This is a genomic window from Promicromonospora sukumoe (genome assembly GCF_014137995.1).
GTDB lineage: Bacteria > Actinomycetota > Actinomycetes > Actinomycetales > Cellulomonadaceae > Promicromonospora > Promicromonospora sukumoe.
The window spans coordinates 3693097-3718441 of the sequence record NZ_JACGWV010000001.1; the positions used below are offsets into that span (position 1 = coordinate 3693097).

At 72.6% G+C, this 25345-nt stretch carries 23 protein-coding genes, 2 tRNA genes and 5 pseudogenes; 15 read left to right on the top strand and 15 right to left on the bottom strand.

All coding sequences use genetic code 11. From position 1 onward, the window contains the following. The first annotated feature begins 193 nt into the window (after positions 1-193). Positions 194-269 (top strand) — tRNA-Asn (locus tag FHX71_RS16325). 58 nt (positions 270-327) lie between these two features. Here the strand turns inward: FHX71_RS16325 and FHX71_RS16330 are convergent. Both FHX71_RS16330 and FHX71_RS16335 read right to left on the bottom strand, forming a co-directional pair. Further along, positions 328-1014, bottom strand: coding sequence for a response regulator (locus FHX71_RS16330; protein ID WP_182618121.1), 687 nt, complete (start codon positions 1012-1014; stop codon positions 328-330). Then, positions 1011-2150, bottom strand: a complete 1140-nt coding sequence (locus tag FHX71_RS16335) for a sensor histidine kinase (protein WP_182618124.1) — start codon at positions 2148-2150, stop codon at positions 1011-1013. Before FHX71_RS16335 ends, FHX71_RS16330 begins: the two co-directional genes overlap by 4 nt. Before the next feature lie 162 nt (positions 2151-2312). Here FHX71_RS16335 and FHX71_RS16340 point away from each other — a divergent pair, with 162 nt between their 5' ends. After that, positions 2313-2801 (top strand): DUF6326 family protein, encoded by a 489-nt coding sequence (locus FHX71_RS16340; RefSeq protein WP_182618126.1) that lies wholly within the window; start codon positions 2313-2315, stop codon positions 2799-2801. Between the two features lie 1226 nt (positions 2802-4027). On the opposite strand, the gene FHX71_RS16345 is transcribed toward FHX71_RS16340, so the two are convergent. Together FHX71_RS16345 and FHX71_RS16350 are read right to left on the bottom strand one after the other, a co-directional pair. After that, on the bottom strand, positions 4028-4450 hold the full coding sequence (locus tag FHX71_RS16345; protein ID WP_182618128.1) for a GNAT family N-acetyltransferase: 423 nt from the start codon (positions 4448-4450) through the stop codon (positions 4028-4030). A 47-nt stretch (positions 4451-4497) separates the two neighbouring features. Next, positions 4498-4950, bottom strand: coding sequence for a leucine-rich repeat domain-containing protein (locus FHX71_RS16350; RefSeq protein WP_182618130.1), 453 nt, complete (start codon positions 4948-4950; stop codon positions 4498-4500). 628 nt (positions 4951-5578) lie between these two features. Between FHX71_RS16350 and FHX71_RS16355 the strand changes: the two genes are divergently transcribed. Together FHX71_RS16355 and FHX71_RS16360 are read left to right on the top strand one after the other, a co-directional pair. Further along, positions 5579-6649: a leucine-rich repeat domain-containing protein gene (locus tag FHX71_RS16355; RefSeq protein WP_220489705.1), complete on the top strand. Its 1071-nt coding sequence runs from the start codon at positions 5579-5581 to the stop codon at positions 6647-6649. A 47-nt stretch (positions 6650-6696) separates the two neighbouring features. Then, entirely contained in the window at positions 6697-7119 is a 423-nt protein-coding gene (locus FHX71_RS16360) for a GNAT family N-acetyltransferase (protein WP_182618128.1), read from the top strand. On the opposite strand, the gene FHX71_RS16365 is transcribed toward FHX71_RS16360, so the two are convergent. Together FHX71_RS16365 and FHX71_RS16370 are read right to left on the bottom strand one after the other, a co-directional pair. Further along, positions 7109-7720 (bottom strand): hypothetical protein, encoded by a 612-nt coding sequence (locus FHX71_RS16365; protein ID WP_182618132.1) that lies wholly within the window; start codon positions 7718-7720, stop codon positions 7109-7111. The two genes, FHX71_RS16360 and FHX71_RS16365, sit on opposite strands and share 11 nt — an antisense overlap. A 626-nt stretch (positions 7721-8346) precedes the next feature. Then, on the bottom strand, positions 8347-8835 hold the full coding sequence (locus tag FHX71_RS16370) for a DUF6326 family protein (RefSeq protein ID WP_182618126.1): 489 nt from the start codon (positions 8833-8835) through the stop codon (positions 8347-8349). Between the two features lie 162 nt (positions 8836-8997). Here FHX71_RS16370 and FHX71_RS16375 point away from each other — a divergent pair, with 162 nt between their 5' ends. Continuing rightward, positions 8998-10137, top strand: a complete 1140-nt coding sequence (locus FHX71_RS16375) for a sensor histidine kinase (protein ID WP_182618124.1) — start codon at positions 8998-9000, stop codon at positions 10135-10137. Next, positions 10134-10820: a response regulator gene (locus FHX71_RS16380; protein ID WP_182618121.1), complete on the top strand. Its 687-nt coding sequence runs from the start codon at positions 10134-10136 to the stop codon at positions 10818-10820. Before FHX71_RS16375 ends, FHX71_RS16380 begins: the two co-directional genes overlap by 4 nt. A gap of 58 nt (positions 10821-10878) precedes the next feature. On the opposite strand, the gene FHX71_RS16385 is transcribed toward FHX71_RS16380, so the two are convergent. Both FHX71_RS16385 and FHX71_RS16390 read right to left on the bottom strand, forming a co-directional pair. Beyond that, a tRNA-Asn gene (locus FHX71_RS16385) sits at positions 10879-10954 on the bottom strand. Between the two features lie 206 nt (positions 10955-11160). Next, positions 11161-12147 (bottom strand): aldo/keto reductase, encoded by a 987-nt coding sequence (locus FHX71_RS16390; protein WP_182618119.1) that lies wholly within the window; start codon positions 12145-12147, stop codon positions 11161-11163. 453 nt (positions 12148-12600) lie between these two features. On the opposite strand from FHX71_RS16390, the gene FHX71_RS30310 reads away from it, so the two are divergent. After that, positions 12601-12711, top strand: a complete 111-nt coding sequence (locus tag FHX71_RS30310; protein WP_376770139.1) for a hypothetical protein — start codon at positions 12601-12603, stop codon at positions 12709-12711. Positions 12712-12731: 20 nt separating this feature from the next. Here FHX71_RS30310 and FHX71_RS16400 read toward each other — a convergent pair whose 3' ends face one another. The 3 genes from FHX71_RS16400 to FHX71_RS16410 form a co-directional block, all read right to left on the bottom strand. Then, on the bottom strand, positions 12732-12932 hold the full coding sequence (locus FHX71_RS16400) for a hypothetical protein (RefSeq protein ID WP_182618134.1): 201 nt from the start codon (positions 12930-12932) through the stop codon (positions 12732-12734). A 504-nt stretch (positions 12933-13436) separates the two neighbouring features. Then, positions 13437-14258 carry a siderophore-interacting protein gene (locus FHX71_RS16405; protein WP_182618113.1) on the bottom strand — a complete coding sequence of 274 codons (822 nt, stop codon included), beginning with the start codon at positions 14256-14258 and terminating at the stop codon, positions 13437-13439. Then, the gene (locus FHX71_RS16410) at positions 14258-15238 is read right to left on the bottom strand and encodes an iron-siderophore ABC transporter substrate-binding protein (protein WP_182618111.1); all 981 of its coding nucleotides are present in this window, start codon (positions 15236-15238) and stop codon (positions 14258-14260) included. The genes FHX71_RS16405 and FHX71_RS16410 overlap by 1 nt, the downstream gene beginning before the upstream one ends. 90 nt (positions 15239-15328) lie before the next feature. Between FHX71_RS16410 and FHX71_RS16415 the strand changes: the two genes are divergently transcribed. The 6 genes and pseudogenes from FHX71_RS16415 (at position 15329) to FHX71_RS30315 (ending at position 19425) form a co-directional block, all read left to right on the top strand. Continuing rightward, the gene (locus tag FHX71_RS16415; protein WP_182618109.1) at positions 15329-16351 is read left to right on the top strand and encodes a FecCD family ABC transporter permease; all 1023 of its coding nucleotides are present in this window, start codon (positions 15329-15331) and stop codon (positions 16349-16351) included. A 134-nt stretch (positions 16352-16485) separates the two neighbouring features. Beyond that, positions 16486-17019 (top strand): annotated as a pseudogene (locus FHX71_RS30095) (FecCD family ABC transporter permease); the annotation flags it as partial. Between the two features lie 65 nt (positions 17020-17084). Then, on the top strand, positions 17085-17390 hold the full coding sequence (locus tag FHX71_RS30100) for an iron chelate uptake ABC transporter family permease subunit (RefSeq protein ID WP_312877067.1): 306 nt from the start codon (positions 17085-17087) through the stop codon (positions 17388-17390). A gap of 23 nt (positions 17391-17413) precedes the next feature. Further along, positions 17414-18209: pseudogene (locus FHX71_RS16425) on the top strand (ABC transporter ATP-binding protein). A gap of 321 nt (positions 18210-18530) precedes the next feature. After that, a complete protein-coding gene (locus FHX71_RS16430; protein WP_182618136.1) occupies positions 18531-18941 on the top strand; it encodes a hypothetical protein in 411 nt (136 codons plus the stop codon). 271 nt (positions 18942-19212) lie between these two features. Next, positions 19213-19425: a M15 family metallopeptidase gene (locus FHX71_RS30315; protein WP_182618764.1), complete on the top strand. Its 213-nt coding sequence runs from the start codon at positions 19213-19215 to the stop codon at positions 19423-19425. On the opposite strand, the gene FHX71_RS16440 is transcribed toward FHX71_RS30315, so the two are convergent. The 4 genes and pseudogenes from FHX71_RS16440 to FHX71_RS16460 all read right to left on the bottom strand — a co-directional run bounded on the left by FHX71_RS16440 (position 19331) and on the right by FHX71_RS16460 (position 23422). Beyond that, complete coding sequence (locus FHX71_RS16440; protein ID WP_182618138.1) at positions 19331-20041, bottom strand: M15 family metallopeptidase; 711 nt, start codon at positions 20039-20041, stop codon at positions 19331-19333. The two genes, FHX71_RS30315 and FHX71_RS16440, sit on opposite strands and share 95 nt — an antisense overlap. Positions 20042-20541: 500 nt before the next feature. Then, a pseudogene (locus FHX71_RS16450) lies at positions 20542-21362 on the bottom strand (ABC transporter ATP-binding protein). After that, positions 21359-22404, bottom strand: a pseudogene (locus FHX71_RS16455) (FecCD family ABC transporter permease). The pseudogenes FHX71_RS16450 and FHX71_RS16455 overlap by 4 nt, the downstream one beginning before the upstream one ends. Continuing rightward, positions 22401-23422 (bottom strand): annotated as a pseudogene (locus FHX71_RS16460) (FecCD family ABC transporter permease). The pseudogenes FHX71_RS16455 and FHX71_RS16460 overlap by 4 nt, the downstream one beginning before the upstream one ends. 90 nt (positions 23423-23512) lie before the next feature. On the opposite strand from FHX71_RS16460, the gene FHX71_RS16465 reads away from it, so the two are divergent. Together FHX71_RS16465 and FHX71_RS16470 are read left to right on the top strand one after the other, a co-directional pair. Continuing rightward, on the top strand, positions 23513-24493 hold the full coding sequence (locus FHX71_RS16465) for an iron-siderophore ABC transporter substrate-binding protein (RefSeq protein ID WP_182618111.1): 981 nt from the start codon (positions 23513-23515) through the stop codon (positions 24491-24493). Then, on the top strand, positions 24493-25314 hold the full coding sequence (locus FHX71_RS16470) for a siderophore-interacting protein (RefSeq protein WP_182618113.1): 822 nt from the start codon (positions 24493-24495) through the stop codon (positions 25312-25314). Before FHX71_RS16465 ends, FHX71_RS16470 begins: the two co-directional genes overlap by 1 nt. Positions 25315-25345 lie beyond the last annotated feature (31 nt).

Sequence of the window (25345 nt, forward strand, 5' to 3'; positions counted from 1 at the left end):
TAGCCAGCGATTACGCCCGAAACTCCCCGTGTTTCCGGGCGCAATCGCTGGGTAGACCCTGACTTCCGTGCGGGGCCGATCGGGTGTGATCGACGACGCTGTGGCGGAGTCCGGATATGAGTCGGGACTACCCGCTGGAACCTGTTAGAGTTTTCACCGGTCGCCCACCCGGTCACGGGACGGGCGCTAGCGATCCCGCGTAGCTCAGCTGGCAGAGCATCCGACTGTTAATCGGACGGTCGTTGGTTCAAGTCCAACCGCGGGAGCCAGAACGAGGTCCTGAATCCCTTCTTGACGTGGGGATTCGGGGCCTCGCCGTTTTCCCGGTCAGCCTTGGTCAGAACGCCTGCGTGTCGGCTGATCCGCCCGCACACGTCTGGTGTCGTACGCCCACATCGCGACCTCGACGCGGTTGCGGGCGCCGAGCTTGGTCATCAACGACGCGACGTGGGTCTTGACCGTGCTCAGGCCGACGAAGAGCACGGCGCCGATCTCGGCGTTGGTTCGGCCCCGTGCCACGAGCGCGAGCACCTCCTCCTCACGCTCGGTGAGCGGGTCGATGGGCTGGACCGGTGCCGCCGGTGCCTGGTCGGCGAAGGACGCCAGCAGCCGGCGGGTCACGTTGGGGGCGATCAGCGCGTCCCCGTCGGCCGCCGCGTGGATGGCCTGGACGAGGAGCTCCGGCCCGGCGTCCTTGAGCAGGAAGCCGCGAGCGCCGGCGCGTAGGGCGCCGAGGACGTACTCGTCGAGGTCGAAGGTGGTGATCACGACGACCGCCATCGGGTCCGCCACGTCCTGCCCGGCCAGGCGCCGCGTCACCTCGACGCCGTCGATCCCGGGCATCCGGATGTCGACGAGGAGGACGTCGGGACGCAGCCGGGTCGCCAGGTCGAGCGCTGCGAGCCCGTCCGCTGCCTCCCCCACGACCTCGACGTCGGGTTGCGCGCCGAGGATCATCACCAGCCCGGTCCGGACGAGGTCCTGGTCGTCGGCCACGACGACACGGATGCTCATGCCGACACCTCCACTGGCAGCACGGCCTCGACCGTCCAGCCGCCCTCGGGCCTGGGCCCCGCGGAGAACGATCCGCCGAGGAGCTGGGCGCGTTCGGCCATGCCCAGCAGGCCGAACCCGGGCTCCGGGACCGGCCCGGGCTCGGCCTGCCCGTCGTCGCTGACCCGCAGCCTGACGATGTCGCCCTCCCGGCGGACGTCGATCCCGACGCGGGTCGCGCTCCGGGCGTGACGTACGGCGTTAGTCAGTGACTCCTGCGCGAGCCGGTAGAGCGCGGTGTCCACGGGTGGTGCCAGCCGGGTCAACGAGCCGTTCAGCGTGACCTCGACGGTGGGATTGGTGTCGGCGCGCGCCAGAGCAGGCAGGTCCGCGACACCGAGCTGCGGTGAGTAGGCGACGGCTTCCTCCTCACGCAGCACCCGCACCATGGATCTCATCTCCGCCAGGGTTCGCGAGGCCTCGGACTCGATCGCGGCCAGGACCTCGGCAGCCTTCTCGGGCTGGACACCGGCGACCACGCCACCGGCCTGCGCCTGCACCGCGATGGCCGAGACATGGTGGGCCACGGTGTCGTGCAGCTCGCGCGCCAGCGCCACCCGCTCCTGGTTACGGATCTCGCGCTGCTGACGATGCGAGAGGGCCGCGCGGTAGCGGAACACCACCGCGAGGGCGACGACCAGCAGCAGGAGGACGCTCCCGCCGAAGACGTCGGTCCAGCCCGCGGAGGTGGCGTACATCCCGAGCACGACGATGACCGCCACGAACGCCGTCCCCAGGACGATCTCCCGTCCCGAGCCCCACCGCACCAGGGCGTAGAGCAGGATCAGGACGGCGATCATGGAGTAGAGGCCGAGGTCCCCGGCGTGCGCCGTCAGCTGCAGGACCGAGAGCACCCCGGCGACGCCCCACCCGACCAGAACGGCCAGGAGGGGGCGACTCCGCCGCCAGAGCAGTGCGGGCACCAGCGCCAGGGCGAGCACCGTCACCACGGGCCGCCAGGCCAGCCCCGGCCGAACGATGCCCTCGACCAGGGCGGCGGCCGCGAACACGCCCGCCAGCAGCCAGTCGAGCCGACCGACGGGTCGGGCGTCAGCAGGCCGCGGCTCGTGCCAGACGGAGCGCCGGAAGGTGACCACGGCTCCAGCCTAGGGATCGGTGTGCCCCGGCGTACCGGCCGAAAGCATGAGATGGAGGCCCTTCCATCGGCCAGGTGAACTCCGGCCTCCGGGCCGGTGTGCGAGCCGTTGCACTCAGCGAGCGTGGACCTATCGATCCTCACCACGACAACGGAGCCCACCATGAGCACATCGCAGCCCACCACCACGCTGGAAGACCCGCGCATCCCGGTGCGAGCAAAGCTCGCCGCGGCGTGGACCAGCTTCATGTTCCTGTACGCCTACGTGGACATTCTTGGCTTCTTCACGCCTGGCATCGTCAAGGACATCCTCGCCGGCCGGGTCTACGAGTTCGACCTCTCCCAGACCTTCTCGACGACGGCGCTGACCCTCATGGCCGTCCCGATCTTCATGGTCGTGCTGTCGATGACGCTGCCCGCCCGCGCGAGCCGCATCGCTAACCTCGTTGTGGCCGCGCTCTACGTCCCCGTCACGGTCTTCAACGTGGCGGGCGGGTTCTGGCTGTACTTCTACGGCCTCGGCGTCGTACTGGAACTGATCGTTCTCGCCCTCATCCTGCGATACGCCTGGACCTGGCCCCGCACCGCACGGTCGGCGAGCCTGGCAACCGGCGCGGACCGTGAAGGCGTTCGCGCCCGGCAGCGAGCGTGAACCCAGGTGCGGTCCTTGTCGGTCGCTGGTTGAAGTCCGACTGCGGGAGCATCTCGGAGGCCCCGAACACCCGGATGACCTGGGTGTTCGGGGCCTCTCTCGCTTGGCTGCAGATGTGAGGGACGCCCGACGTGCCCTACACGGACTTGAAACCGCCTCGGTCCGTAGTCCAGCGATAGTCGTCTGCGGGTGCGCTGGGGCTCGGGGCGCAGCCTCGGTGCGGCGCCACGTATGACCGTCACGATCGACGCCCATGGCGAGGACCTTCGCGTCAGCAGACCCGATCTCCTCCCACAGGTGCTCGGAGACAAGCCGCAGCCCACCCTCGACCGGGTCGACATCGGGGAAGACGTCGCGCGCGCTGTCGCGAGCCGATGCGATGAAGCGCTCCAGCCCCTGGAGGTCGACGACGAACTCCACCGGCGTGGCGTCAGGCGACACCTGCACCAGCGCGCGAGCCTCGCGCGCGTCGACCGCGATCTGGCCCACGACGTCAACACCGCGAGAGATGAGATCACAGGCGAGGTTCGGGATCGAGTCGGGGTTCACGACAGAGTCCTCGGCTGGTCGACGGGAAGAGCCAGAAACCGCAGCTGCACAGCCACGCCGACGCTACAGTCTGCTGCGTGCTGCGACGATTTCGCGCCTACTGGGCCGACGAGGACGAGTGGCACTGGTTCGAGCTCGACGACGAGGGATACGCGTCCAGACACGTGGTCCTGCGTAGCGGCGAGCCGATCGTGGCAGCACGCCAGGACCGGTTACTCGACTCAAGAGACCGGGCAGGGCTCCTTGGCGTTCAGCTTTACGAGGCCGTCTACGGCGTACTCGCAGAAGGTGTAGTGGGTACCCCTCCATCCGCGATCCCGGTCGAGGTCGACGAGTTCGACCACGTGTTCCAGGCAGCCGAGAACCAGCGGCGCTTCGAACGCACGACGACAGGCCCGTTCCCCTACGGGTCGCTCGTTCAGGGAACGTTCGGAACCACCCCTGGCCGCCTGGTGCCACAGGTACCTACGTCGACATCGGGCATTCCCCTGTCCACGGCTTCGTCGACGCTCTGTGGTTCCACCACAACAGGGCGTCATGGCCCGTTCCCGGGACCCAGGCCGAGTTCAGAGTCGTCGATCTGCGGTGGCACTCGCTCCAGCTACGCCTCGAGCCCTCGAAGGTTCCGCACCCCGACCTGCCTTGGCCTCAGCCCTACGACTGGGACAACCACGAGTTCACGCGCTGACCGCGGCGTCCGTCAGTCGCATCAGCCCGGCCGCCGTCGTCCGAAAGCCGCAGCACTCCAGGTAGAAGCCCGCCCGGTCGGCCTCGAAGTCGACGTGCAGCCACTCGCACCCCAGGTCACGCGCAGCCGCGGCAGCCTCCGCGACCAGCGCACGCCCGATCCCCTGCCCCTGGTGTCCGGGCTCGACGACCGTGTCCAGCAGCACCGCGTGTACCCCGCCGTCACCGATCACATTGACGAACCCCACCAGGTTCCCTGCGGGATCAGCGGCCGTGATCCAGGTCAGGCTGTGCCGCTCCAGCCGCGCGGACCACGGTGTCACTGCCCCCGGAGGACTCTCGAACGCACGAGCGTGCAGGGCCGAGAGCGCGGCGTCGTCGACCGGGCCTCGGCGCACCAGGGTCATGTCCATCGCGGCACCCTACGCCGGGCCCGGAACAGCGGTGCCCCGAGCAAGCGTCAGACCGCCCGGGTCCGGTAGACGCTCCGGATGGCGGCGACGTCGTCAGGCACCAGCGGCATCATCGGCAACGATCCTGCTAGCGCGTCGAGTCGACGGCGGACCGTCGTGGCGATGCCCTTGCCGAGCGAGAACCGAGTCGCGGTAACGGCCCGCTCCGCACCAGCGACCAGCCGGAGCGCCTCGCGACTGCGGATGCCGGTGTGCGAGAGCACCAGGTGCCCGAGCCGGTGCGGCCCGCCCGACAAGGCAGCGGCGATCACGTCCGCCGCCTCGCCGTCGACCCGGTTGTCGGATGCGCTTAGCACCCCGGCAGCGCGGACCCGGCCGAGGTCCAGCACCTCGACCCCGGCGTCCACCGCGGCGGCCGTGAGCACTGCTGCCCCGCCCGGTCCGATGCCGTTGCTGGCCACGGACAGCCGGGTGAGCGCGCCGTACGGTGCGGCGGTCAATGCCTCGGCGAGAGCCCGGGCGCCGTCGTCGCCCAGCCCCGGCCGCCGAGACGTACAACTCGCCCAGCGCGCCCGCGGCCACCACGCGCGCGAACGAGGCCGCGCCGTCAGGACCGAGCTCGTTGCCGCCCACATAGGCACGGATCACCCCTCGCCCGCTCGCCGAGGCGGCGATCAGGGCGTCCGCCAGGACCGCCGTCCCCGGACCGTCGAGAGCGGTCTGGACCAGGTCAAGGGTGCGCAGGTCGCGCGCCGCCTCGACCAGGGCCGCTCCGGAGCGGCCGGCGTCCCTGCCGAGCGGGTTCCGCTTGAGCCAGACGCTGCGCACGGCGTGCGGGGAGCCCGCGAGCCGTTCCGCGATCGAGCACGCCCGCCGGCGGTGATGCCGTTGCACCCCAGGTAGAGCGTCTCGACACCCGCGCGGCTCACGCCGTCGGCCACCGCGACCGCTCCCGAGTCACCGAGGCCGTCGGTCCCGAGCAGCGCGTGCCGTACGACCCCCGGACGCAGCTCCTGCGCCACGCGCGCGCCGCCGTCGGGCCCGAGCGACTGCCTGCACAGGTCCAGCCGGCCGTCCGGCAGGGCGGTCCCCGCCGGGAAGTCCGTTCGTTGCCGCACCGGTGAGCCGGTGCGGCAACGAACGGACTTCCCGGCGGGGACCGCCCTGCCGGACGGCCGGCTGGACCTGTGCAGGCAGTCGCTCGGGCCCGACGGCGGCGCGCGCGTGGCGCAGGAGCTGCGTCCGGGGGTCGTACGGCACGCGCTGCTCGGGACCGACGGCCTCGGTGACTCGGGAGCGGTCGCGGTGGCCGACGGCGTGAGCCGCGCGGGTGTCGAGACGCTCTACCTGGGGTGCAACGGCATCACCGCCGGCGGGGCGTGCTCGATCGCGGAACGGCTCGCGGGCTCCCCGCACGCCGTGCGCAGCGTCTGGCTCAAGCGGAACCCGCTCGGCAGGGACGCCGGCCGCTCCGGAGCGGCCCTGGTCGAGGCGGCGCGCGACCTGCGCACCCTTGACCTGGTCCAGACCGCTCTCGACGGTCCGGGGACGGCGGTCCTGGCGGACGCCCTGATCGCCGCCTCGGCGAGCGGGCGAGGGGTGATCCGTGCCTATGTGGGCGGCAACGAGCTCGGTCCTGACGGCGCGGCCTCGTTCGCGCGCGTGGTGGCCGCGGGCGCGCTGGGCGAGTTGTACGTCTCGGCGGCCGGGCTGGGCGACGACGGCGCCCGGGCTCTCGCCGAGGCATTGACCGCCGCACCGTACGGCGCGCTCACCCGGCTGTCCGTGGCCAGCAACGGCATCGGACCGGGCGGGGCAGCAGTGCTCACGGCCGCCGCGGTGGACGCCGGGGTCGAGGTGCTGGACCTCGGCCGGGTCCGCGCTGCCGGGGTGCTAAGCGCATCCGACAACCGGGTCGACGGCGAGGCGGCGGACGTGATCGCCGCTGCCTTGTCGGGCGGGCCGCACCGGCTCGGGCACCTGGTGCTCTCGCACACCGGCATCCGCAGTCGCGAGGCGCTCCGGCTGGTCGCTGGTGCGGAGCGGGCCGTTACCGCGACTCGGTTCTCGCTCGGCAAGGGCATCGCCACGACGGTCCGCCGTCGACTCGACGCGCTAGCAGGATCGTTGCCGATGATGCCGCTGGTGCCTGACGACGTCGCCGCCATCCGGAGCGTCTACCGGACCCGGGCGGTCTGACGCTTGCTCGGGGCACCGCTGTTCCGGGCCCGGCGTAGGGTGCCGCGATGGACATGACCCTGGTGCGCCGAGGCCCGGTCGACGACGCCGCGCTCTCGGCCCTGCACGCTCGTGCGTTCGAGAGTCCTCCGGGGGCAGTGACACCGTGGTCCGCGCGGCTGGAGCGGCACAGCCTGACCTGGATCACGGCCGCTGATCCCGCAGGGAACCTGGTGGGGTTCGTCAATGTGATCGGTGACGGCGGGGTACACGCGGTGCTGCTGGACACGGTCGTCGAGCCCGGACACCAGGGGCAGGGGATCGGGCGTGCGCTGGTCGCGGAGGCTGCCGCGGCTGCGCGTGACCTGGGGTGCGAGTGGCTGCACGTCGACTTCGAGGCCGACCGGGCGGGCTTCTACCTGGAGTGCTGCGGCTTTCGGACGACGGCGGCCGGGCTGATGCGACTGACGGACGCCGCGGTCAGCGCGTGAACTCGTGGTTGTCCCAGTCGTAGGGCTGAGGCCAAGGCAGGTCGGGGTGCGGAACCTTCGAGGGCTCGAGGCGTAGCTGGAGCGAGTGCCACCGCAGATCGACGACTCTGAACTCGGCCTGGGTCCCGGGAACGGGCCATGACGCCCTGTTGTGGTGGAACCACAGAGCGTCGACGAAGCCGTGGACAGGGGAATGCCCGATGTCGACGTAGGTACCTGTGGCACCAGGCGGCCAGGGGTTGGTTCCGAACGTTCCCTGAACGAGCGACCCGTAGGGGAACGGGCCTGTCGTCGTGCGTTCGAAGCGCCGCTGGTTCTCGGCTGCCTGGAACACGTGGTCGAACTCGTCGACCTCGACCGGGATCGCGGATGGAGGGGTACCCACTACACCTTCTGCGAGTACGCCGTAGACGGCCTCGTAAAGCTGAACGCCAAGGAGCCCTGCCCGGTCTCTTGAGTCGAGTAACCGGTCCTGGCGTGCTGCCACGATCGGCTCGCCGCTACGCAGGACCACGTGTCTGGACGCGTATCCCTCGTCGTCGAGCTCGAACCAGTGCCACTCGTCCTCGTCGGCCCAGTAGGCGCGAAATCGTCGCAGCACGCAGCAGACTGTAGCGTCGGCGTGGCTGTGCAGCTGCGGTTTCTGGCTCTTCCCGTCGACCAGCCGAGGACTCTGTCGTGAACCCCGACTCGATCCCGAACCTCGCCTGTGATCTCATCTCTCGCGGTGTTGACGTCGTGGGCCAGATCGCGGTCGACGCGCGCGAGGCTCGCGCGCTGGTGCAGGTGTCGCCTGACGCCACGCCGGTGGAGTTCGTCGTCGACCTCCAGGGGCTGGAGCGCTTCATCGCATCGGCTCGCGACAGCGCGCGCGACGTCTTCCCCGATGTCGACCCGGTCGAGGGTGGGCTGCGGCTTGTCTCCGAGCACCTGTGGGAGGAGATCGGGTCTGCTGACGCGAAGGTCCTCGCCATGGGCGTCGATCGTGACGGTCATACGTGGCGCCGCACCGAGGCTGCGCCCCGAGCCCCAGCGCACCCGCAGACGACTATCGCTGGACTACGGACCGAGGCGGTTTCAAGTCCGTGTAGGGCACGTCGGGCGTCCCTCACATCTGCAGCCAAGCGAGAGAGGCCCCGAACACCCAGGTCATCCGGGTGTTCGGGGCCTCCGAGATGCTCCCGCAGTCGGACTTCAACCAGCGACCGACAAGGACCGCACCTGGGTTCACGCTCGCTGCCGGGCGCGAACGCCTTCACGGTCCGCGCCGGTTGCCAGGCTCGCCGACCGTGCGGTGCGGGGCCAGGTCCAGGCGTATCGCAGGATGAGGGCGAGAACGATCAGTTCCAGTACGACGCCGAGGCCGTAGAAGTACAGCCAGAACCCGCCCGCCACGTTGAAGACCGTGACGGGGACGTAGAGCGCGGCCACAACGAGGTTAGCGATGCGGCTCGCGCGGGCGGGCAGCGTCATCGACAGCACGACCATGAAGATCGGGACGGCCATGAGGGTCAGCGCCGTCGTCGAGAAGGTCTGGGAGAGGTCGAACTCGTAGACCCGGCCGGCGAGGATGTCCTTGACGATGCCAGGCGTGAAGAAGCCAAGAATGTCCACGTAGGCGTACAGGAACATGAAGCTGGTCCACGCCGCGGCGAGCTTTGCTCGCACCGGGATGCGCGGGTCTTCCAGCGTGGTGGTGGGCTGCGATGTGCTCATGGTGGGCTCCGTTGTCGTGGTGAGGATCGATAGGTCCACGCTCGCTGAGTGCAACGGCTCGCACACCGGCCCGGAGGCCGGAGTTCACCTGGCCGATGGAAGGGCCTCCATCTCATGCTTTCGGCCGGTACGCCGGGGCACACCGATCCCTAGGCTGGAGCCGTGGTCACCTTCCGGCGCTCCGTCTGGCACGAGCCGCGGCCTGCTGACGCCCGACCCGTCGGTCGGCTCGACTGGCTGCTGGCGGGCGTGTTCGCGGCCGCCGCCCTGGTCGAGGGCATCGTTCGGCCGGGGCTGGCCTGGCGGCCCGTGGTGACGGTGCTCGCCCTGGCGCTGGTGCCCGCACTGCTCTGGCGGCGGAGTCGCCCCCTCCTGGCCGTTCTGGTCGGGTGGGGCGTCGCCGGGGTGCTCTCGGTCCTGCAGCTGACGGCGCACGCCGGGGACCTCGGCCTCTACTCCATGATCGCCGTCCTGATCCTGCTCTACGCCCTGGTGCGGTGGGGCTCGGGACGGGAGATCGTCCTGGGGACGGCGTTCGTGGCGGTCATCGTCGTGCTCGGGATGTACGCCACCTCCGCGGGCTGGACCGACGTCTTCGGCGGGAGCGTCCTCCTGCTGCTGGTCGTCGCCCTCGCGGTGGTGTTCCGCTACCGCGCGGCCCTCTCGCATCGTCAGCAGCGCGAGATCCGTAACCAGGAGCGGGTGGCGCTGGCGCGCGAGCTGCACGACACCGTGGCCCACCATGTCTCGGCCATCGCGGTGCAGGCGCAGGCCGGTGGCGTGGTCGCCGGTGTCCAGCCCGAGAAGGCTGCCGAGGTCCTGGCCGCGATCGAGTCCGAGGCCTCGCGAACCCTGGCGGAGATGAGATCCATGGTGCGGGTGCTGCGTGAGGAGGAAGCCGTCGCCTACTCACCGCAGCTCGGTGTCGCGGACCTGCCTGCTCTGGCGCGCGCCGACACCAATCCCACCGTCGAGGTCACGCTGAACGGCTCGTTGACCCGGCTGGCACCACCCGTGGACACCGCGCTCTACCGGCTCGCGCAGGAGTCACTGACTAACGCCGTACGTCACGCCCGGAGCGCGACCCGCGTCGGGATCGACGTCCGCCGGGAGGGCGACATCGTCAGGCTGCGGGTCAGCGACGACGGGCAGGCCGAGCCCGGGCCGGTCCCGGAGCCCGGGTTCGGCCTGCTGGGCATGGCCGAACGCGCCCAGCTCCTCGGCGGATCGTTCTCCGCGGGGCCCAGGCCCGAGGGCGGCTGGACGGTCGAGGCCGTGCTGCCAGTGGAGGTGTCGGCATGAGCATCCGTGTCGTCGTGGCCGACGACCAGGACCTCGTCCGGACCGGGCTGGTGATGATCCTCGGCGCGCAACCCGACGTCGAGGTCGTGGGGGAGGCAGCGGACGGGCTCGCAGCGCTCGACCTGGCGACCCGGCTGCGTCCCGACGTCCTCCTCGTCGACATCCGGATGCCCGGGATCGACGGCGTCGAGGTGACGCGGCGCCTGGCCGGGCAGGACGTGGCGGACCCGATGGCGGTCGTCGTGATCACCACCTTCGACCTCGACGAGTACGTCCTCGGCGCCCTACGCGCCGGCGCTCGCGGCTTCCTGCTCAAGGACGCCGGGCCGGAGCTCCTCGTCCAGGCCATCCACGCGGCGGCCGACGGGGACGCGCTGATCGCCCCCAACGTGACCCGCCGGCTGCTGGCGTCCTTCGCCGACCAGGCACCGGCGGCACCGGTCCAGCCCATCGACCCGCTCACCGAGCGTGAGGAGGAGGTGCTCGCGCTCGTGGCACGGGGCCGAACCAACGCCGAGATCGGCGCCGTGCTCTTCGTCGGCCTGAGCACGGTCAAGACCCACGTCGCGTCGTTGATGACCAAGCTCGGCGCCCGCAACCGCGTCGAGGTCGCGATGTGGGCGTACGACACCAGACGTGTGCGGGCGGATCAGCCGACACGCAGGCGTTCTGACCAAGGCTGACCGGGAAAACGGCGAGGCCCCGAATCCCCACGTCAAGAAGGGATTCAGGACCTCGTTCTGGCTCCCGCGGTTGGACTTGAACCAACGACCGTCCGATTAACAGTCGGATGCTCTGCCAGCTGAGCTACGCGGGATCGCTAGCGCCCGTCCCGTGACCGGGTGGGCGACCGGTGAAAACTCTAACAGGTTCCAGCGGGTAGTCCCGACTCATATCCGGACTCCGCCACAGCGTCGTCGATCACACCCGATCGGCCCCGCACGGAAGTCAGGGTCTACCCAGCGATTGCGCCCGGAAACACGGGGAGTTTCGGGCGTAATCGCTGGCTAGACCATGACATCCTCACCGTCCCACCATCCCCATCCCCGCCTCGTTGTACCGGTCCCCCTGCACCCCGACCCGGCCAGCGAGCGAGTTCAGGTCGGCAACCTCATCAGCCGACAGCGCCACCGAAGCAGCTCCGATGTTCTCCGCGACCCGCTCGATGCGCCGCGTGCCCGGGATCGGCACGATCCACGGCTGCTGCGCCAGCAGCCACGCGAGCGCCACCTGCCCCGGCGTCGCGCCCTTCGCGCCGGCCAAACCCCGCACCTGGTCCACGAGCACCTGATTCGCGTCGCGGTTGGCGGCAGTGAACCGTGGGATCGAGGCCCGCATGTCGTCGGCGGTGAACGACGTCGACGCGTCGACCGCCCCCGTCAGGAACCCGCGCCCGAGCGGGCTGAACGGCACGAACCCGATGCCGAGCTCCGCGAGCGTGGGCAGCACCTCCGGCTCGGGGTCGCGGGTCCACAGCGAGTACTCGCTCTGCACCGCGGTGACCGGGTGCACCGCGTGCGCCCGCCGGATCGTGGCCGGGCTCGCCTCCGACAGGCCGAAGTGGCGCACCTTCCCGGCGTCCACCAGCTCCTTGACGGCGCCGGCCACGTCCTCGATCGGCACGTCGGGGTCCACACGGTGCTGGTAGAACAGGTCGATCACGTCGGTCCGCAGCCGCCGCAGCGACGCGTCGGCCACGGCGCGGATGTGCTCGGGCCGGCTGTCCAGGCCCACGTTCACGCCGTCCTCCAGCCGCCAGCCGAACTTGGTGGCGATCACCACCTGGTCGCGCACCGGCTCCAGCGCCTCGCCGACCAGCTCCTCGTTGACGTACGGCCCGTAGACCTCGGCCGTGTCGATCAGCGTGACGCCGCGGTCCACGGCGCCCCGCAGCACGCCGATCATCTCCTCGCGCGTGCCCGGGTTGGGGCCGTAGCCCTGGGACATCCCCATGGCGCCGAGGCCGACCGCCGAGACTTCCAGACCCTGGCCGAGCGTTCGGGTGTGCATCGTGACAGTCTCCTTCGCAGTGGGTTCCGGCCTCACGCTAGCCCCGCCCCGCGGCGCCGAGGAGGGTCTGTCGTTAACCGGTGTCAGCGGGGACTCCCGGGCGCGGCGCGCGTGTTGCACCGTGAGGGGGACCGGTCGTGCCAGGCGGTCGCACAGGCGGCGTCGGTAGGCGCCCGGAAGGAGCACCGATGAGCTGGACCGAGCAGGAGCTGAAGCAGGTCGACGGCACCGACGAGCTGCACGTCTCGTCCTACGCCCGGACGGCACGCTGCGCCCGTTCGTGACGATCTGGACGGCCCGCCTGGGCGACGACGTCTACGTCCGCTCGGCGTACGGCCCCCGACAACGGCTGGTTCCGTCGCGCCAAGGAGTCGGGCACGGGCCGGGTCCGGGTGGGCGGCGTCGAGCGGCGACGTCCGCTTCGAGGTCCCCGACGACGTCGTCCACGCGCCCCTGGACGACGCCTATCGCGCCAAGTACGGCAGGTACGACAAGCAGATCGTCGCCACCGTCGTGGGCCCGGCGCTCGTGGGCGCCACCCTGCGCGCCGTCCCCCAGGACTGAGGCGCGCGGCCGGTAGAAAACTAGGCCGGCAACCCCGCCGCGCTCCGCACCCGTGCCTCGGCGGCGTCGAGCGCCCGCGCGGCCTCCGGGTCCGACAGGTCGACGCCGCGCCCGCCGATCACCTGGGAGAACAGCTCGCCGTCGGCCCGACGGCGGACGGCGACGCGGGCGGACCGGCCCGCCCGACAGCTTGACCGGCTCCGCGAGGCACCACCGACCACTGCACCCGCTCGCGCAGCACCTGCGGCAGCACGTTGCGCCGGCCGTCGAGGGTGAGCGGCGTCGGCTCCTCGCCGTCGACCCAGTGCACCCGGATCACGTTGGAGTCGGTGTCGTAGGTCGCCCCGGTCCACGTCGGCCCACTCCCGGTGCACGACGACGGACGGCGCGCCCCTGCTCTCCGCGTCCCCCTGGCCGCCGGCGGCCTCGGGCGCGGAGATCAGCAGCAGCTCGGCGCGCGTCGCGAACGCCCACGCCTCGCCCGCGGACGTGACCAGCGGGGCCTGGCCAGCACGGCGTCGGTGCGGTGCGAGCGGACGGCGCGGCGGACCGCCTTCTGCGGGCGGCGCCCGAACCAGGAACGTAACCCCATGAGGCCCAGGCTAGTGGCCCCGGCCGCACCGGTCGGCCAGGGTGCCGGGCGAAGTCGGCAGTCGGCACCGAGATCGGTCCATCGATGGACCGATCTCGGTGCCAGGTGCCGATCTCGAAGCGAAGGGCCGACCTCAGGCCGACCGCACCCGGTCTGTCCGCCAGTACGCGCAGAAGTCGACGCGCGACTTCGGCACCCCGGCCTCCAGGCAGTGCGCCCGCGCCGCCAGCGTGAACGACGCCTCGCCCACCACGTACACGTAGGCCCCAGGGTCGACCCGGGTCGCCCGCAGCGCGTCGAGGGCGCTCGCCCCGGCGGGCCGGCCGCCGTCGCGCACCACCCAGCGGACGTCGGCGGCGGGCAGCGCGCGCCGGTCCGCCGCGTGCGGCACCTCCAGCAGGTACGTCACCTCGCGGTCGCCGAGCGCGTGCGCGATGCCCTCGACGCCGGGCAGGCCGGACTCGTCGGCGATCACCAGGACGGGCCCGTCGTGCTCGTCGGCGTTGAAGATGCGGCCCTGGTCGAGCAGCCCGACGAGCTCGCCGGTGCGACACCGCTGCGCCCACCTCGCCCCGGCGCCGTCCACCTGGCCGGCCGCGTCCCGGTGTACGACGAAGTCGACGTCGAGCTGCCAGCGGTCGCCCGCCCGCCGCGCCTCGCGCACCGTGTAGTTGCGCACGGCGGGGCGGATCGCGTCCGGCATCGCGAGCAGGCGCGCGTACCAGCCGTCGGCCGCGCCGAACGGCAGGTGCAGCGGCTGTCCGACGTCGGCGAAGAAGAGCCGGAACCAGTGGTCGTGGCCGAAAGGCTCGAACTCGTCCTCGAAGCCGTCCCCGGTGCTCTGCAGCGTGACCCGCCGGAACCCGGGCGAGACGGCGTGGCTGCCGACGACCTCGAAGGTGCGCACGGACGCGGCGGCTGGCTTCAGCGGCCGGGTCGAGGTGAGCGTCGTCATCAGCTCAGCGCGTCCTCGATCAGCGGCGTGAGCTCGTCCAGCGCGTAGAGCTGCGCGGCGGGCGTGCCGAGCGAGTACGCGGCGGAGAGGTCGTCGCCGATGACGACGGCGCGGCCGTCGGCGACCGCCGGGATCTGCTTCCAGCCGGCGTCGTCGGTGATCTCCTTGGCGTCGATCCAGATGGGGAACGCGACGATCAGGTCGGAGTCCAGCAGGTCGAGCTGCTCCTCGGAGATGCGCACGCTCCAGCCGTTCTCCTCGACGGGCAGGTCGGTGATGGTGGGGCTGGCCTCGAAGCCGAGCCGCTCCATGAAAAGCGAGCGCCCGTCGTTGACGTAGGCGCCCCAGCCCTCGCTGGTGCGGGTGGCGGCGGTGAAGGTGGTGCCGGCCCACTCGGGGTGGTCGGCGGCGGCCTGCTCGAACGCCTCGTCGACGCCGCCGAGCAGCGCGTCGCCCTCCTCGGGCACGCCCAGGGCCTGGGCGATCATCGTCACCTGCACGTCGTAGTCCGTGTGGTACGAGTCGCCGCCCTCGGGGACGCCGACGGTGGGGGCGATGGACGAGAGCCGGTCGTAGCGCTCCTGGTCGCCGGAGGAGTGGGTGTCGAGGATGAGGTCGGGCTCAAGCGCGGCGACCGCCTCGTACGACAGCTCCAGGGTGCCGAGGATCTCGGGCGCCTCGTCGTAGCCCTCCGACCAGGGGCCGACGCCGTCGCCGCCGAAGGCGAGCCAGTCGGACGCCCCGACCGGCTGCACGCCGAGCTCGAGCGCGACCTCGGCGTCGCCCCAGCCGAGCGCGACCACGCGCTCGGGCTGCTCGTCGATCGTCACCGGCTCGAACTTGGTCTCCACCGTGACGGGGAAGGCCCCGCCGGCGGCCGCGGAGCCCTCCGCGGACGGCGGGGCCGTCTCGGCGGAGCACGCGGCGAGCGCGAGGACGGGGACCACCAGGGTGGCGGCGAGCAGGCGAGGGGGACGCATCGGGTGGAGCTCTCTTCCGTGGGAAGGCAGGCGTAAGGGATGGGCGCGGTGCTTGACCAGCGCCTCGATTAGGTTAGCCTAACCTCCGTTATGCCCAACTCATCGGTCCAGCACCCCGTCGCGACCCGCTACCTCGCCCTCGGTGCCGGCACCGTGGCGCTGCTCGTCGTGATCGTCGCCAGCCTCGCGATCGGCAGCAGACCCGTCGCACCCGACGTCGTCGTCGCGGCCCTGCTCGGCCAGGACGTCCCCGCCGGGGACCGGCACGCGGTCGTCGAGCTGCGCGTCCCGCGCACCGTGATCGGCTGCGCGGTCGGCATCGCCCTCGGCGTCGCCGGCGCGCTCATCCAGGCCGTCACCCGCAACCCGCTCGCCGACCCCGGCATCCTCGGCGTCACGGCCGGCTCGTCGTTCTTCGTCGCGCTCGGCATCGTGTTCCTCGGGTTCAGCAGCCCCGAGCAGTACGTGTGGCTGGCCCTGGCCGGGGCGCTCGTCGCGACGGTCGCGGTCGCGCTGGTCGGCGGCTCCGGCACCGCGCGCGTCGACCCCGTCCGGCTCACCCTGGCCGGCGTCGCGCTCACCGCCGTGCTCGCCGGCATCGTCTCCGGCCTGCGCATCGCGGAGCCGCGCACGTTCAACGCCCTGCTGACCTGGGAGACCGGCTCGCTCGTGGACCGCGGCTGGCAGGTCGCCACCCCGGTGCTGCCCTTCCTCGCGATCGGGCTCGTCACGGCGCTGCTGCTCGGCGGCTCCCTGAACGCCCTCGCCCTGGGCGACGACGTCGCCACCGCGCTCGGCTCCACCGTCTGGGTCACGCGGGTCGCCGCCGTCCTCGCGGTGACGCTGCTGGCCGGGGGAGCGACGGCGATCGTCGGGCCCATCTCGTTCATCGGCCTGATGGTGCCGCACGTCGCCCGCTGGGTCGCCGGACCCGACCAGCGCTGGATCATCGCGCTGACCCTGCTCTTCGCCCCCGTGCTGCTGCTCACCGCCGACGTCCTCGCGCGCGTCGTGCTCTGGCCCGGCGAGATGCCGGTCGGCATCGTCACCGCGTTCGTCGGCGCCCCGGTGCTCATCGCGCTGGTCCGCCGACGGAAGGCGTTCGCGCTGTGAGCGCCGTCCGCCCCCGCCCGCGCGTGCCCGCTCCAGCCGGCGCCGCACGCCTCAGCCCCCGCGCCCCGTCCCGCCCGACGACGGTCGCGCTCCTGCTCGCGTCCGCGACCGCCGTCCTGGCCGTCGTCGCCCTCATGCTCGGTGACTACCCGCTGACCGTGCCCCAGGTGCTGACCGCCCTGACCGGCACCGGCGGCTTCGAGTCCACGATCGTGCTCGAGTGGCGCCTGCCCCGCGTCACCGCCGCCATCCTGTTCGGCGCCGCGCTCGCGATCTCCGGCGCCCTCTTCCAGACCCTGACCCGCAACCCGCTCGGCTCGCCCGACCTCATCGGCTTCGCCACCGGCTCCTACACCGGCGTCATCGTCGTCACCGTGCTCCTCGGCACCAGCGTCGTCACCACGACGGCGGGCGCGCTCCTCGGCGGCCTCGCCACCGCCGTCGTCGTCTACCTGCTCGCCTACCGGCGCGGCGTCCAGGGCTTCCGGCTCATCGTGGTCGGCATCGGCGTCACCGCCATGCTGCACGCCCTGAACACCTGGCTCCTCCTGCGCGCGCAGGAGGAGGTCGCCATGGGCGCGGCCATCTGGGGCACGGGGTCGCTCAGCCTCACCTCCTGGGCCGACGTCGTCCCCGCGGTCGCGGTCCTCCTCGTCACCGCACCGCTGGTGCTCTGGGCCAGCCGCCCGCTGCGCCAGCTCGAGCTCGGCGACGACGCCGCGGCCGCCACGGCGTGCGCGTCGAGCCCACCCGGCTCGCGATCATCGGCCTCGGCATCCTGCTCACCGCCCTGGTCACCGCCGCCACCGGCCCCATCGCGTTCGTCGCCCTCGCCGCACCCCAGGTCGCCCGGCGCCTCGGGGCCGGCGCCGGCATCCCGCTCGTGCCCTCCGCGCTCACCGGCGCCTTCCTGCTGCTCGGCGCCGACCTGCTCGCGCAGTACGTCCCGGCCCAGCCCGTACCCGTCGGCGTCGTGACCGTCGTGCTCGGCGGCGTCTACCTGCTCGGCGTCCTGGTCCGCGAGGCCCGGCGCGCATGACCCCGAACCGCCCGGAGGAACCCATGGACACGACCGCCCGCCTGCGCGCCGATGGCGTGACCCTCGCCTACGACGGCCGCGTCGTCTCCCAGGGCCTCGACCTCGCCGTACCCGACGGGTCGTTCACCGTCATCGTCGGCCCCAACGCCTGCGGCAAGTCCACCCTGCTGCGCGGCCTCGCCCGCCTCCTGCGCCCCACCGCCGGCCAGGTCGTCCTCGACGGACGCTCCGTCGCCACCCTGCGCACCAAGGAGGTCGCCCGCCAGGTCGGCCTGCTGCCCCAGACCGCCGTCGCACCCGACGGCATCACCGTCGCCGACCCTCGTCGCCCGCGGCCGCTACCCCCACCAGGACCTCTTCCGCCGCGACACCGCCGCCGACCGCGCCGCCGTCACCGCGGCCCTCGCGGCCACCGGCACCGAGGAACTGGCCCTGCGGCCCGTCGACGAGCTCTCCGGCGGGCAGCGCCAGCGCGTCTGGGTGGCCATGGCGCTCGCCCAGCAGACGCCCCTGCTGCTGCTCGACGAGCCGACCACCTACCTCGACATCGCGCACCAGATCGAGCTGCTCGACCTGTTCGCGCGGCTCAACGCCGAGGGCGCCACGCTCGTCGCCGTGCTGCACGACCTCAACCACGCCGCGCGCTACGCGACCCACCTGGTGGTCATGAAGGACGGCGAGATCGTCGCCACGGGAGCCCCCGAGCGGATCGTCACGGCCGAGCTGATCGAGGAGGTGTTCGGCCTGCCCAGCGTCGTCATCGACGACCCCCTCACCGGGCGGCCGCTCGTGGTGCCGCACAGCGCGTCGACACGCTGACCGGGGCCCGGCACGCGGGCCGGCGCGCCGCCATCCGAAAGAGGCGTAGTTCACCCCCCTGGCAGGTCGGCGGACACCTCCCGGGTGCCGTAGGTTCTGGGCTCGTGACCTTGACGAACGCCGCGCCGCCCGCCGAACCGACGGACGCCAAGGGCGACGGGTCAGCAAGAGAGCGCCGGGAGGCCAAGGCCCGACGGCGGCGCGCGCTCCGGATCACGATCGCCGCGGTGGTCGTCTTCTTCTCCCTGGTCATCCTGGGCGGGCTCGGCTGGTATCTCGTCTCCGACGTCCAGGACCTCGGCTCGGAGACCGTCGCGGCCCGTGACCTGCTGGCCCTCGTCCGAGGCGCGGGTGGCCGACCCCGCGACCCGCGAGGCCCTCTCGGCGCAGATCGCGGAGACCGAGACCCTGCTCGCCGAGCCGTTCCTCACCCGGCTCACCCTCGGGACCACGGACGCCGGGGAGGCACTCACCGCGGCGACGGACGCGGTACGGGCCTCGATGGTGGACCTGGCCCGCCACGAGGTCACCTCCGCGCGCAAGAGTCTCAAGGCCGCGACGAACCGCGGCGAGGAGATCTACGCCGCGACCAAGGGCAAGGGCGCCGACGAGTCCGTCCGGTCCAGCCTGCGCGCCGCCCTCGACGTCGGCGGCGCCGCCGACGCCTCCGCGAGCGTCACCTTCACCGGTACTGACCTCGCGAAGCTGGGCCAGGGCCGTAGTACGACCTGAGCACCAACCGCTCCGTCGTCACGGCGGCCACGGAGGCGATGGCCTCCGCGCAGGACGCCGTCACCTGCCCCGCCCCGGACCAGGTGTGGGACCCGGACAGCGGCATGCTCGAGGACTCCGAGCTGGCGAAGATCCCGTGGGCGCCCGACTTCGTCGTGCGGGGCCGACGTGCTGGACGGGCTGATCGCGCTCGACGAGGCGTACATGGCGGAGTTCGGCCAGCACCTGACGATTCAACTCGGCCTACCGGTCGTACGCGTCGCAGGAGGAGCTGTACGACCCGTCGTCGCCCATCGCGGCGCCGCCCGGCTGCTCCAACCACGGCCTGGGGCTCGCGGTCGACATCGGCGGCGGCGTCGAGACGTTCGACACCCCGCAGTACGACTGGCTCAAGGCCAACGCCGAGGCCCACGGCTGGCTCCACCGGCGTTCGGCTCCGCGAACGCCGGGTGGAGCCAGCCGTGGGCCTCGGCGTTGGCCTTGAGCCAGTCGTACTGCGGGGTGTCGAACGTCTCGACGCCGCCGCCGATGTCGACCGCGAGCCCCAGGCCGTGGTTGGAGCAGCCGGGCGGCGCCGCGATGGGCGACGACGGGTCGTACAGCTCCTCCTGCGACGCGTACGACCGGTAGGCCGAGTTGATCGTCAGGTGCTGGCCGAACTCCGCCATGTACGCCTCGTCGAGCGCGATCAGCCCGTCCAGCACGTCGGCCCGCACGACGAAGTCGGGCGCCCACGGGATCTTCGCCAGCTCGGAGTCCTCGAGCATGCCGCTGTCCGGGTCCCACACCTGGTCCGGGGCGGGGCAGGTGACGGCGTCCTGCGCGGAGGCCATCGCCTCCGTGGCCGCCGTGACGACGGAGCGGTTGGTGCTCAGGTCGTACTCGGCCTGGCCCAGCTTCGCGAGGTCAGTACCGGTGAAGGTGACGCTCGCGGAGGCGTCGGCGGCGCCGCCGACGTCGAGGGCGGCGCGCAGGCTGGACCGGACGGACTCGTCGGCGCCCTTGCCCTTGGTCGCGGCGTAGATCTCCTCGCCGCGGTTCGTCGCGGCCTTGAGACTCTTGCGCGCGGAGGTGACCTCGTGGCGGGCCAGGTCCACCATCGAGGCCCGTACCGCGTCCGTCGCCGCGGTGAGTGCCTCCCCGGCGTCCGTGGTCCCCGAGGGTGAGCCGGGTGAGGAACGGCTCGGCGAGCAGGGTCTCGGTCTCCGCGATCTGCGCCGAGAGGGCCTCGCGGGTCGCGGGGTCGGCCACCCGCGCCTCGGACGAGGCCAGCAGGTCACGGGCCGCGACGGTCTCCGAGCCGAGGTCCTGGACGTCGGAGACGAGATACCAGCCGAGCCCGCCCAGGATGACCAGGGAGAAGAAGACGACCACCGCGGCGATCGTGATCCGGAGCGCGCGCCGCCGTCGGGCCTTGGCCTCCCGGCGCTCTCTTGCTGACCCGTCGCCCTTGGCGTCCGTCGGTTCGGCGGGCGGCGCGGCGTTCGTCAAGGTCACGAGCCCAGAACCTACGGCACCCGGGAGGTGTCCGCCGACCTGCCAGGGGGTGAACTACGCCTCTTTCGGATGGCGGCGCGCCGGCCCGCGTGCCGGGCCCCGGTCAGCGTGTCGACGCGCTGTGCGGCACCACGAGCGGCCGCCCGGTGAGGGGGTCGTCGATGACGACGCTGGGCAGGCCGAACACCTCCTCGATCAGCTCGGCCGTGACGATCCGCTCGGGGGCTCCCGTGGCGACGATCTCGCCGTCCTTCATGACCACCAGGTGGGTCGCGTAGCGCGCGGCGTGGTTGAGGTCGTGCAGCACGGCGACGAGCGTGGCGCCCTCGGCGTTGAGCCGCGCGAACAGGTCGAGCAGCTCGATCTGGTGCGCGATGTCGAGGTAGGTGGTCGGCTCGTCGAGCAGCAGCAGGGGCGTCTGCTGGGCGAGCGCCATGGCCACCCAGACGCGCTGGCGCTGCCCGCCGGAGAGCTCGTCGACGGGCCGCAGGGCCAGTTCCTCGGTGCCGGTGGCCGCGAGGGCCGCGGTGACGGCGGCGCGGTCGGCGGCGGTGTCGCGGCGGAAGAGGTCCTGGTGGGGGTAGCGGCCGCGGGCGACGAGGTCGGCGACGGTGATGCCGTCGGGTGCGACGGCGGTCTGGGGCAGCAGGCCGACCTGGCGGGCGACCTCCTTGGTGCGCAGGGTGGCGACGGAGCGTCCGTCGAGGACGACCTGGCCGCGGTGGGGCGCAGGAGGCGGGCGAGGCCGCGCAGCAGGGTGGACTTGCCGCAGGCGTTGGGGCCGACGATGACGGTGAACGACCCGTCGGGTACGGCGAGGTCGAGGCCCTGGGAGACGACGCGGCCGTCGTAGGCGAGGGTCACGCCATCGGCGCGCAGGCGGGCGGTCGTGTCCATGGGTTCCTCCGGGCGGTTCGGGGTCATGCGCGCCGGGCCTCGCGGACCAGGACGCCGAGCAGGTAGACGCCGCCGAGCACGACGGTCACGACGCCGACGGGTACGGGCTGGGCCGGGACGTACTGCGCGAGCAGGTCGGCGCCGAGCAGCAGGAAGGCGCCGGTGAGCGCGGAGGGCACGAGCGGGATGCCGGCGCCGGCCCCGAGGCGCCGGGCGACCTGGGGTGCGGCGAGGGCGACGAACGCGATGGGGCCGGTGGCGGCGGTGACCAGGGCGGTGAGCAGGATGCCGAGGCCGATGATCGCGAGCCGGGTGGGCTCGACGCGCACGCCGTGGGCGGCCGCGGCGTCGTCGCCGAGCTCGAGCTGGCGCAGCGGGCGGCTGGCCCAGAGCACCAGCGGTGCGGTGACGAGGAGGACCGCGACCGCGGGGACGACGTCGGCCCAGGAGGTGAGGCTGAGCGACCCCGTGCCCCAGATGGCCGCGCCCATGGCGACCTCCTCCTGCGCGCGCAGGAGGAGCCAGGTGTTCAGGGCGTGCAGCATGGCGGTGACGCCGATGCCGACCACGATGAGCCGGAAGCCCTGGACGCCGCGCCGGTAGGCGAGCAGGTAGACGACGACGGCGGTGGCGAGGCCGCCGAGGAGCGCGCCCGCCGTCGTGGTGACGACGCTGGTGCCGAGGAGCACGGTGACGACGATGACGCCGGTGTAGGAGCCGGTGGCGAAGCCGATGAGGTCGGGCGAGCCGAGCGGGGTTTGCGGGTCAGGGTCTGGAAGAGGGCGCCGGAGATCGCGAGCGCGGCGCCGAACAGGATGGCGGCGGTGACGCGGGGCAGGCGCCACTCGAGCACGATCGTGGACTCGAAGCCGCCGGTGCCGGTCAGGGCGGTCAGCACCTGGGGCACGGTCAGCGGGTAGTCACCGAGCATGAGGGCGACGACGGCCAGGACGGCGGTCGCGGACGCGAGCAGGAGCGCGACCGTCGTCGGGCGGGACGGGGCGCGGGGGCTGAGGCGTGCGGCGCCGGCTGGAGCGGGCACGCGCGGGCGGGGGCGGACGGCGCTCACAGCGCGAACGCCTTCCGTCGGCGGACCAGCGCGATGAGCACCGGGGCGCCGACGAACGCGGTGACGATGCCGACCGGCATCTCGCCGGGCCAGAGCACGACGCGCGCGAGGACGTCGGCGGTGAGCAGCAGCACGGGGGCGAAGAGCAGGGTCAGCGCGATGATCCAGCGCTGGTCGGGTCCGGCGACCCAGCGGGCGACGTGCGGCACCATCAGGCCGATGAACGAGATGGGCCCGACGATCGCCGTCGCTCCCCCGGCCAGCAGCGTCACCGCGAGGACGGCGGCGACCCGCGTGACCCAGACGGTGGAGCCGAGCGCGGTGGCGACGTCGTCGCCCAGGGCGAGGGCGTTCAGGGAGCCGCCGAGCAGCAGCGCCGTGACGAGCCCGATCGCGAGGAAGGGCAGCACCGGGGTGGCGACCTGCCAGCCGCGGTCCACGAGCGAGCCGGTCTCCCAGGTCAGCAGGGCGTTGAACGTGCGCGGCTCCGCGATGCGCAGGCCGGAGACGATGCCGGCGAGCACGGCGGTGAGCGCGACGCCGGCCAGGGTGAGCCGGACGGGGTCGACGCGCGCGGTGCCGGAGCCGCCGACCAGCGCGACCGCGACCGTCGCGACGAGCGCCCGGCCAGGGCCAGCCACACGTACTGCTCGGGGCTGCTGAACCCGAGGAACACGATGCCGAGCGCGACGAAGAACGACGAGCCGGCCGTGACGCCGAGGATGCCGGGGTCGGCGAGCGGGTTGCGGGTGACGGCCTGGATGAGCGCGCCGGCGACGCCGAGGGCGATGCCGACCGCGCAGCCGATCACGGTGCGCGGGACGCGCAGCTCGACGACCGCGTGCCGGTCCCCGGCGGGGACGTCCTGGCCGAGCAGGGCCGCGACGACGACGTCGGGTGCGACGGGTCTGCTGCCGATCGCGAGGCTGGCGACGATCACGACGAGCAGCGCCACGGTGCCGGCACCGAGGGCGAGGTAGCGGGTCGCGACGGGGTGCTGGACCGATGAGTTGGGCATAACGGAGGTTAGGCTAACCTAATCGAGGCGCTGGTCAAGCACCGCGCCCATCCCTTACGCCTGCCTTCCCACGGAAGAGAGCTCCACCCGATGCGTCCCCCTCGCCTGCTCGCCGCCACCCTGGTGGTCCCCGTCCTCGCGCTCGCCGCGTGCTCCGCCGAGACGGCCCCGCCGTCCGCGGAGGGCTCCGCGGCCGCCGGCGGGGCCTTCCCCGTCACGGTGGAGACCAAGTTCGAGCCGGTGACGATCGACGAGCAGCCCGAGCGCGTGGTCGCGCTCGGCTGGGGCGACGCCGAGGTCGCGCTCGAGCTCGGCGTGCAGCCGGTCGGGGCGTCCGACTGGCTCGCCTTCGGCGGCGACGGCGTCGGCCCCTGGTCGGAGGGCTACGACGAGGCGCCCGAGATCCTCGGCACCCTGGAGCTGTCGTACGAGGCGGTCGCCGCGCTTGAGCCCGACCTCATCCTCGACACCCACTCCTCCGGCGACCAGGAGCGCTACGACCGGCTCTCGTCCATCGCCCCCACCGTCGGCGTCCCCGAGGGCGGCGACTCGTACCACACGGACTACGACGTGCAGGTGACGATGATCGCCCAGGCCCTGGGCGTGCCCGAGGAGGGCGACGCGCTGCTCGGCGGCGTCGACGAGGCGTTCGAGCAGGCCGCCGCCGACCACCCCGAGTGGGCCGGCACCACCTTCACCGCCGCCACCCGCACCAGCGAGGGCTGGGGCGCCTACGTCAACGACGGGCGCTCGCTTTTCATGGAGCGGCTCGGCTTCGAGGCCAGCCCCACCATCACCGACCTGCCCGTCGAGGAGAACGGCTGGAGCGTGCGCATCTCCGAGGAGCAGCTCGACCTGCTGGACTCCGACCTGATCGTCGCGTTCCCCATCTGGATCGACGCCAAGGAGATCACCGACGACGCCGGCTGGAAGCAGATCCCGGCGGTCGCCGACGGCCGCGCCGTCGTCATCGGCGACGACCTCTCCGCCGCGTACTCGCTCGGCACGCCCGCCGCGCAGCTCTACGCGCTGGACGAGCTCACGCCGCTGATCGAGGACGCGCTGAGCTGATGACGACGCTCACCTCGACCCGGCCGCTGAAGCCAGCCGCCGCGTCCGTGCGCACCTTCGAGGTCGTCGGCAGCCACGCCGTCTCGCCCGGGTTCCGGCGGGTCACGCTGCAGAGCACCGGGGACGGCTTCGAGGACGAGTTCGAGCCTTTCGGCCACGACCACTGGTTCCGGCTCTTCTTCGCCGACGTCGGACAGCCGCTGCACCTGCCGTTCGGCGCGGCCGACGGCTGGTACGCGCGCCTGCTCGCGATGCCGGACGCGATCCGCCCCGCCGTGCGCAACTACACGGTGCGCGAGGCGCGGCGGGCGGGCGACCGCTGGCAGCTCGACGTCGACTTCGTCGTACACCGGGACGCGGCCGGCCAGGTGGACGGCGCCGGGGCGAGGTGGGCGCAGCGGTGTCGCACCGGCGAGCTCGTCGGGCTGCTCGACCAGGGCCGCATCTTCAACGCCGACGAGCACGACGGGCCCGTCCTGGTGATCGCCGACGAGTCCGGCCTGCCCGGCGTCGAGGGCATCGCGCACGCGCTCGGCGACCGCGAGGTGACGTACCTGCTGGAGGTGCCGCACGCGGCGGACCGGCGCGCGCTGCCCGCCGCCGACGTCCGCTGGGTGGTGCGCGACGGCGGCCGGCCCGCCGGGGCGAGCGCCCTCGACGCGCTGCGGGCGACCCGGGTCGACCCTGGGGCCTACGTGTACGTGGTGGGCGAGGCGTCGTTCACGCTGGCGGCGCGGGCGCACTGCCTGGAGGCCGGGGTGCCGAAGTCGCGCGTCGACTTCTGCGCGTACTGGCGGACAGACCGGGTGCGGTCGGCCTGAGGTCGGCCCTTCGCTTCGAGATCGGCACCTG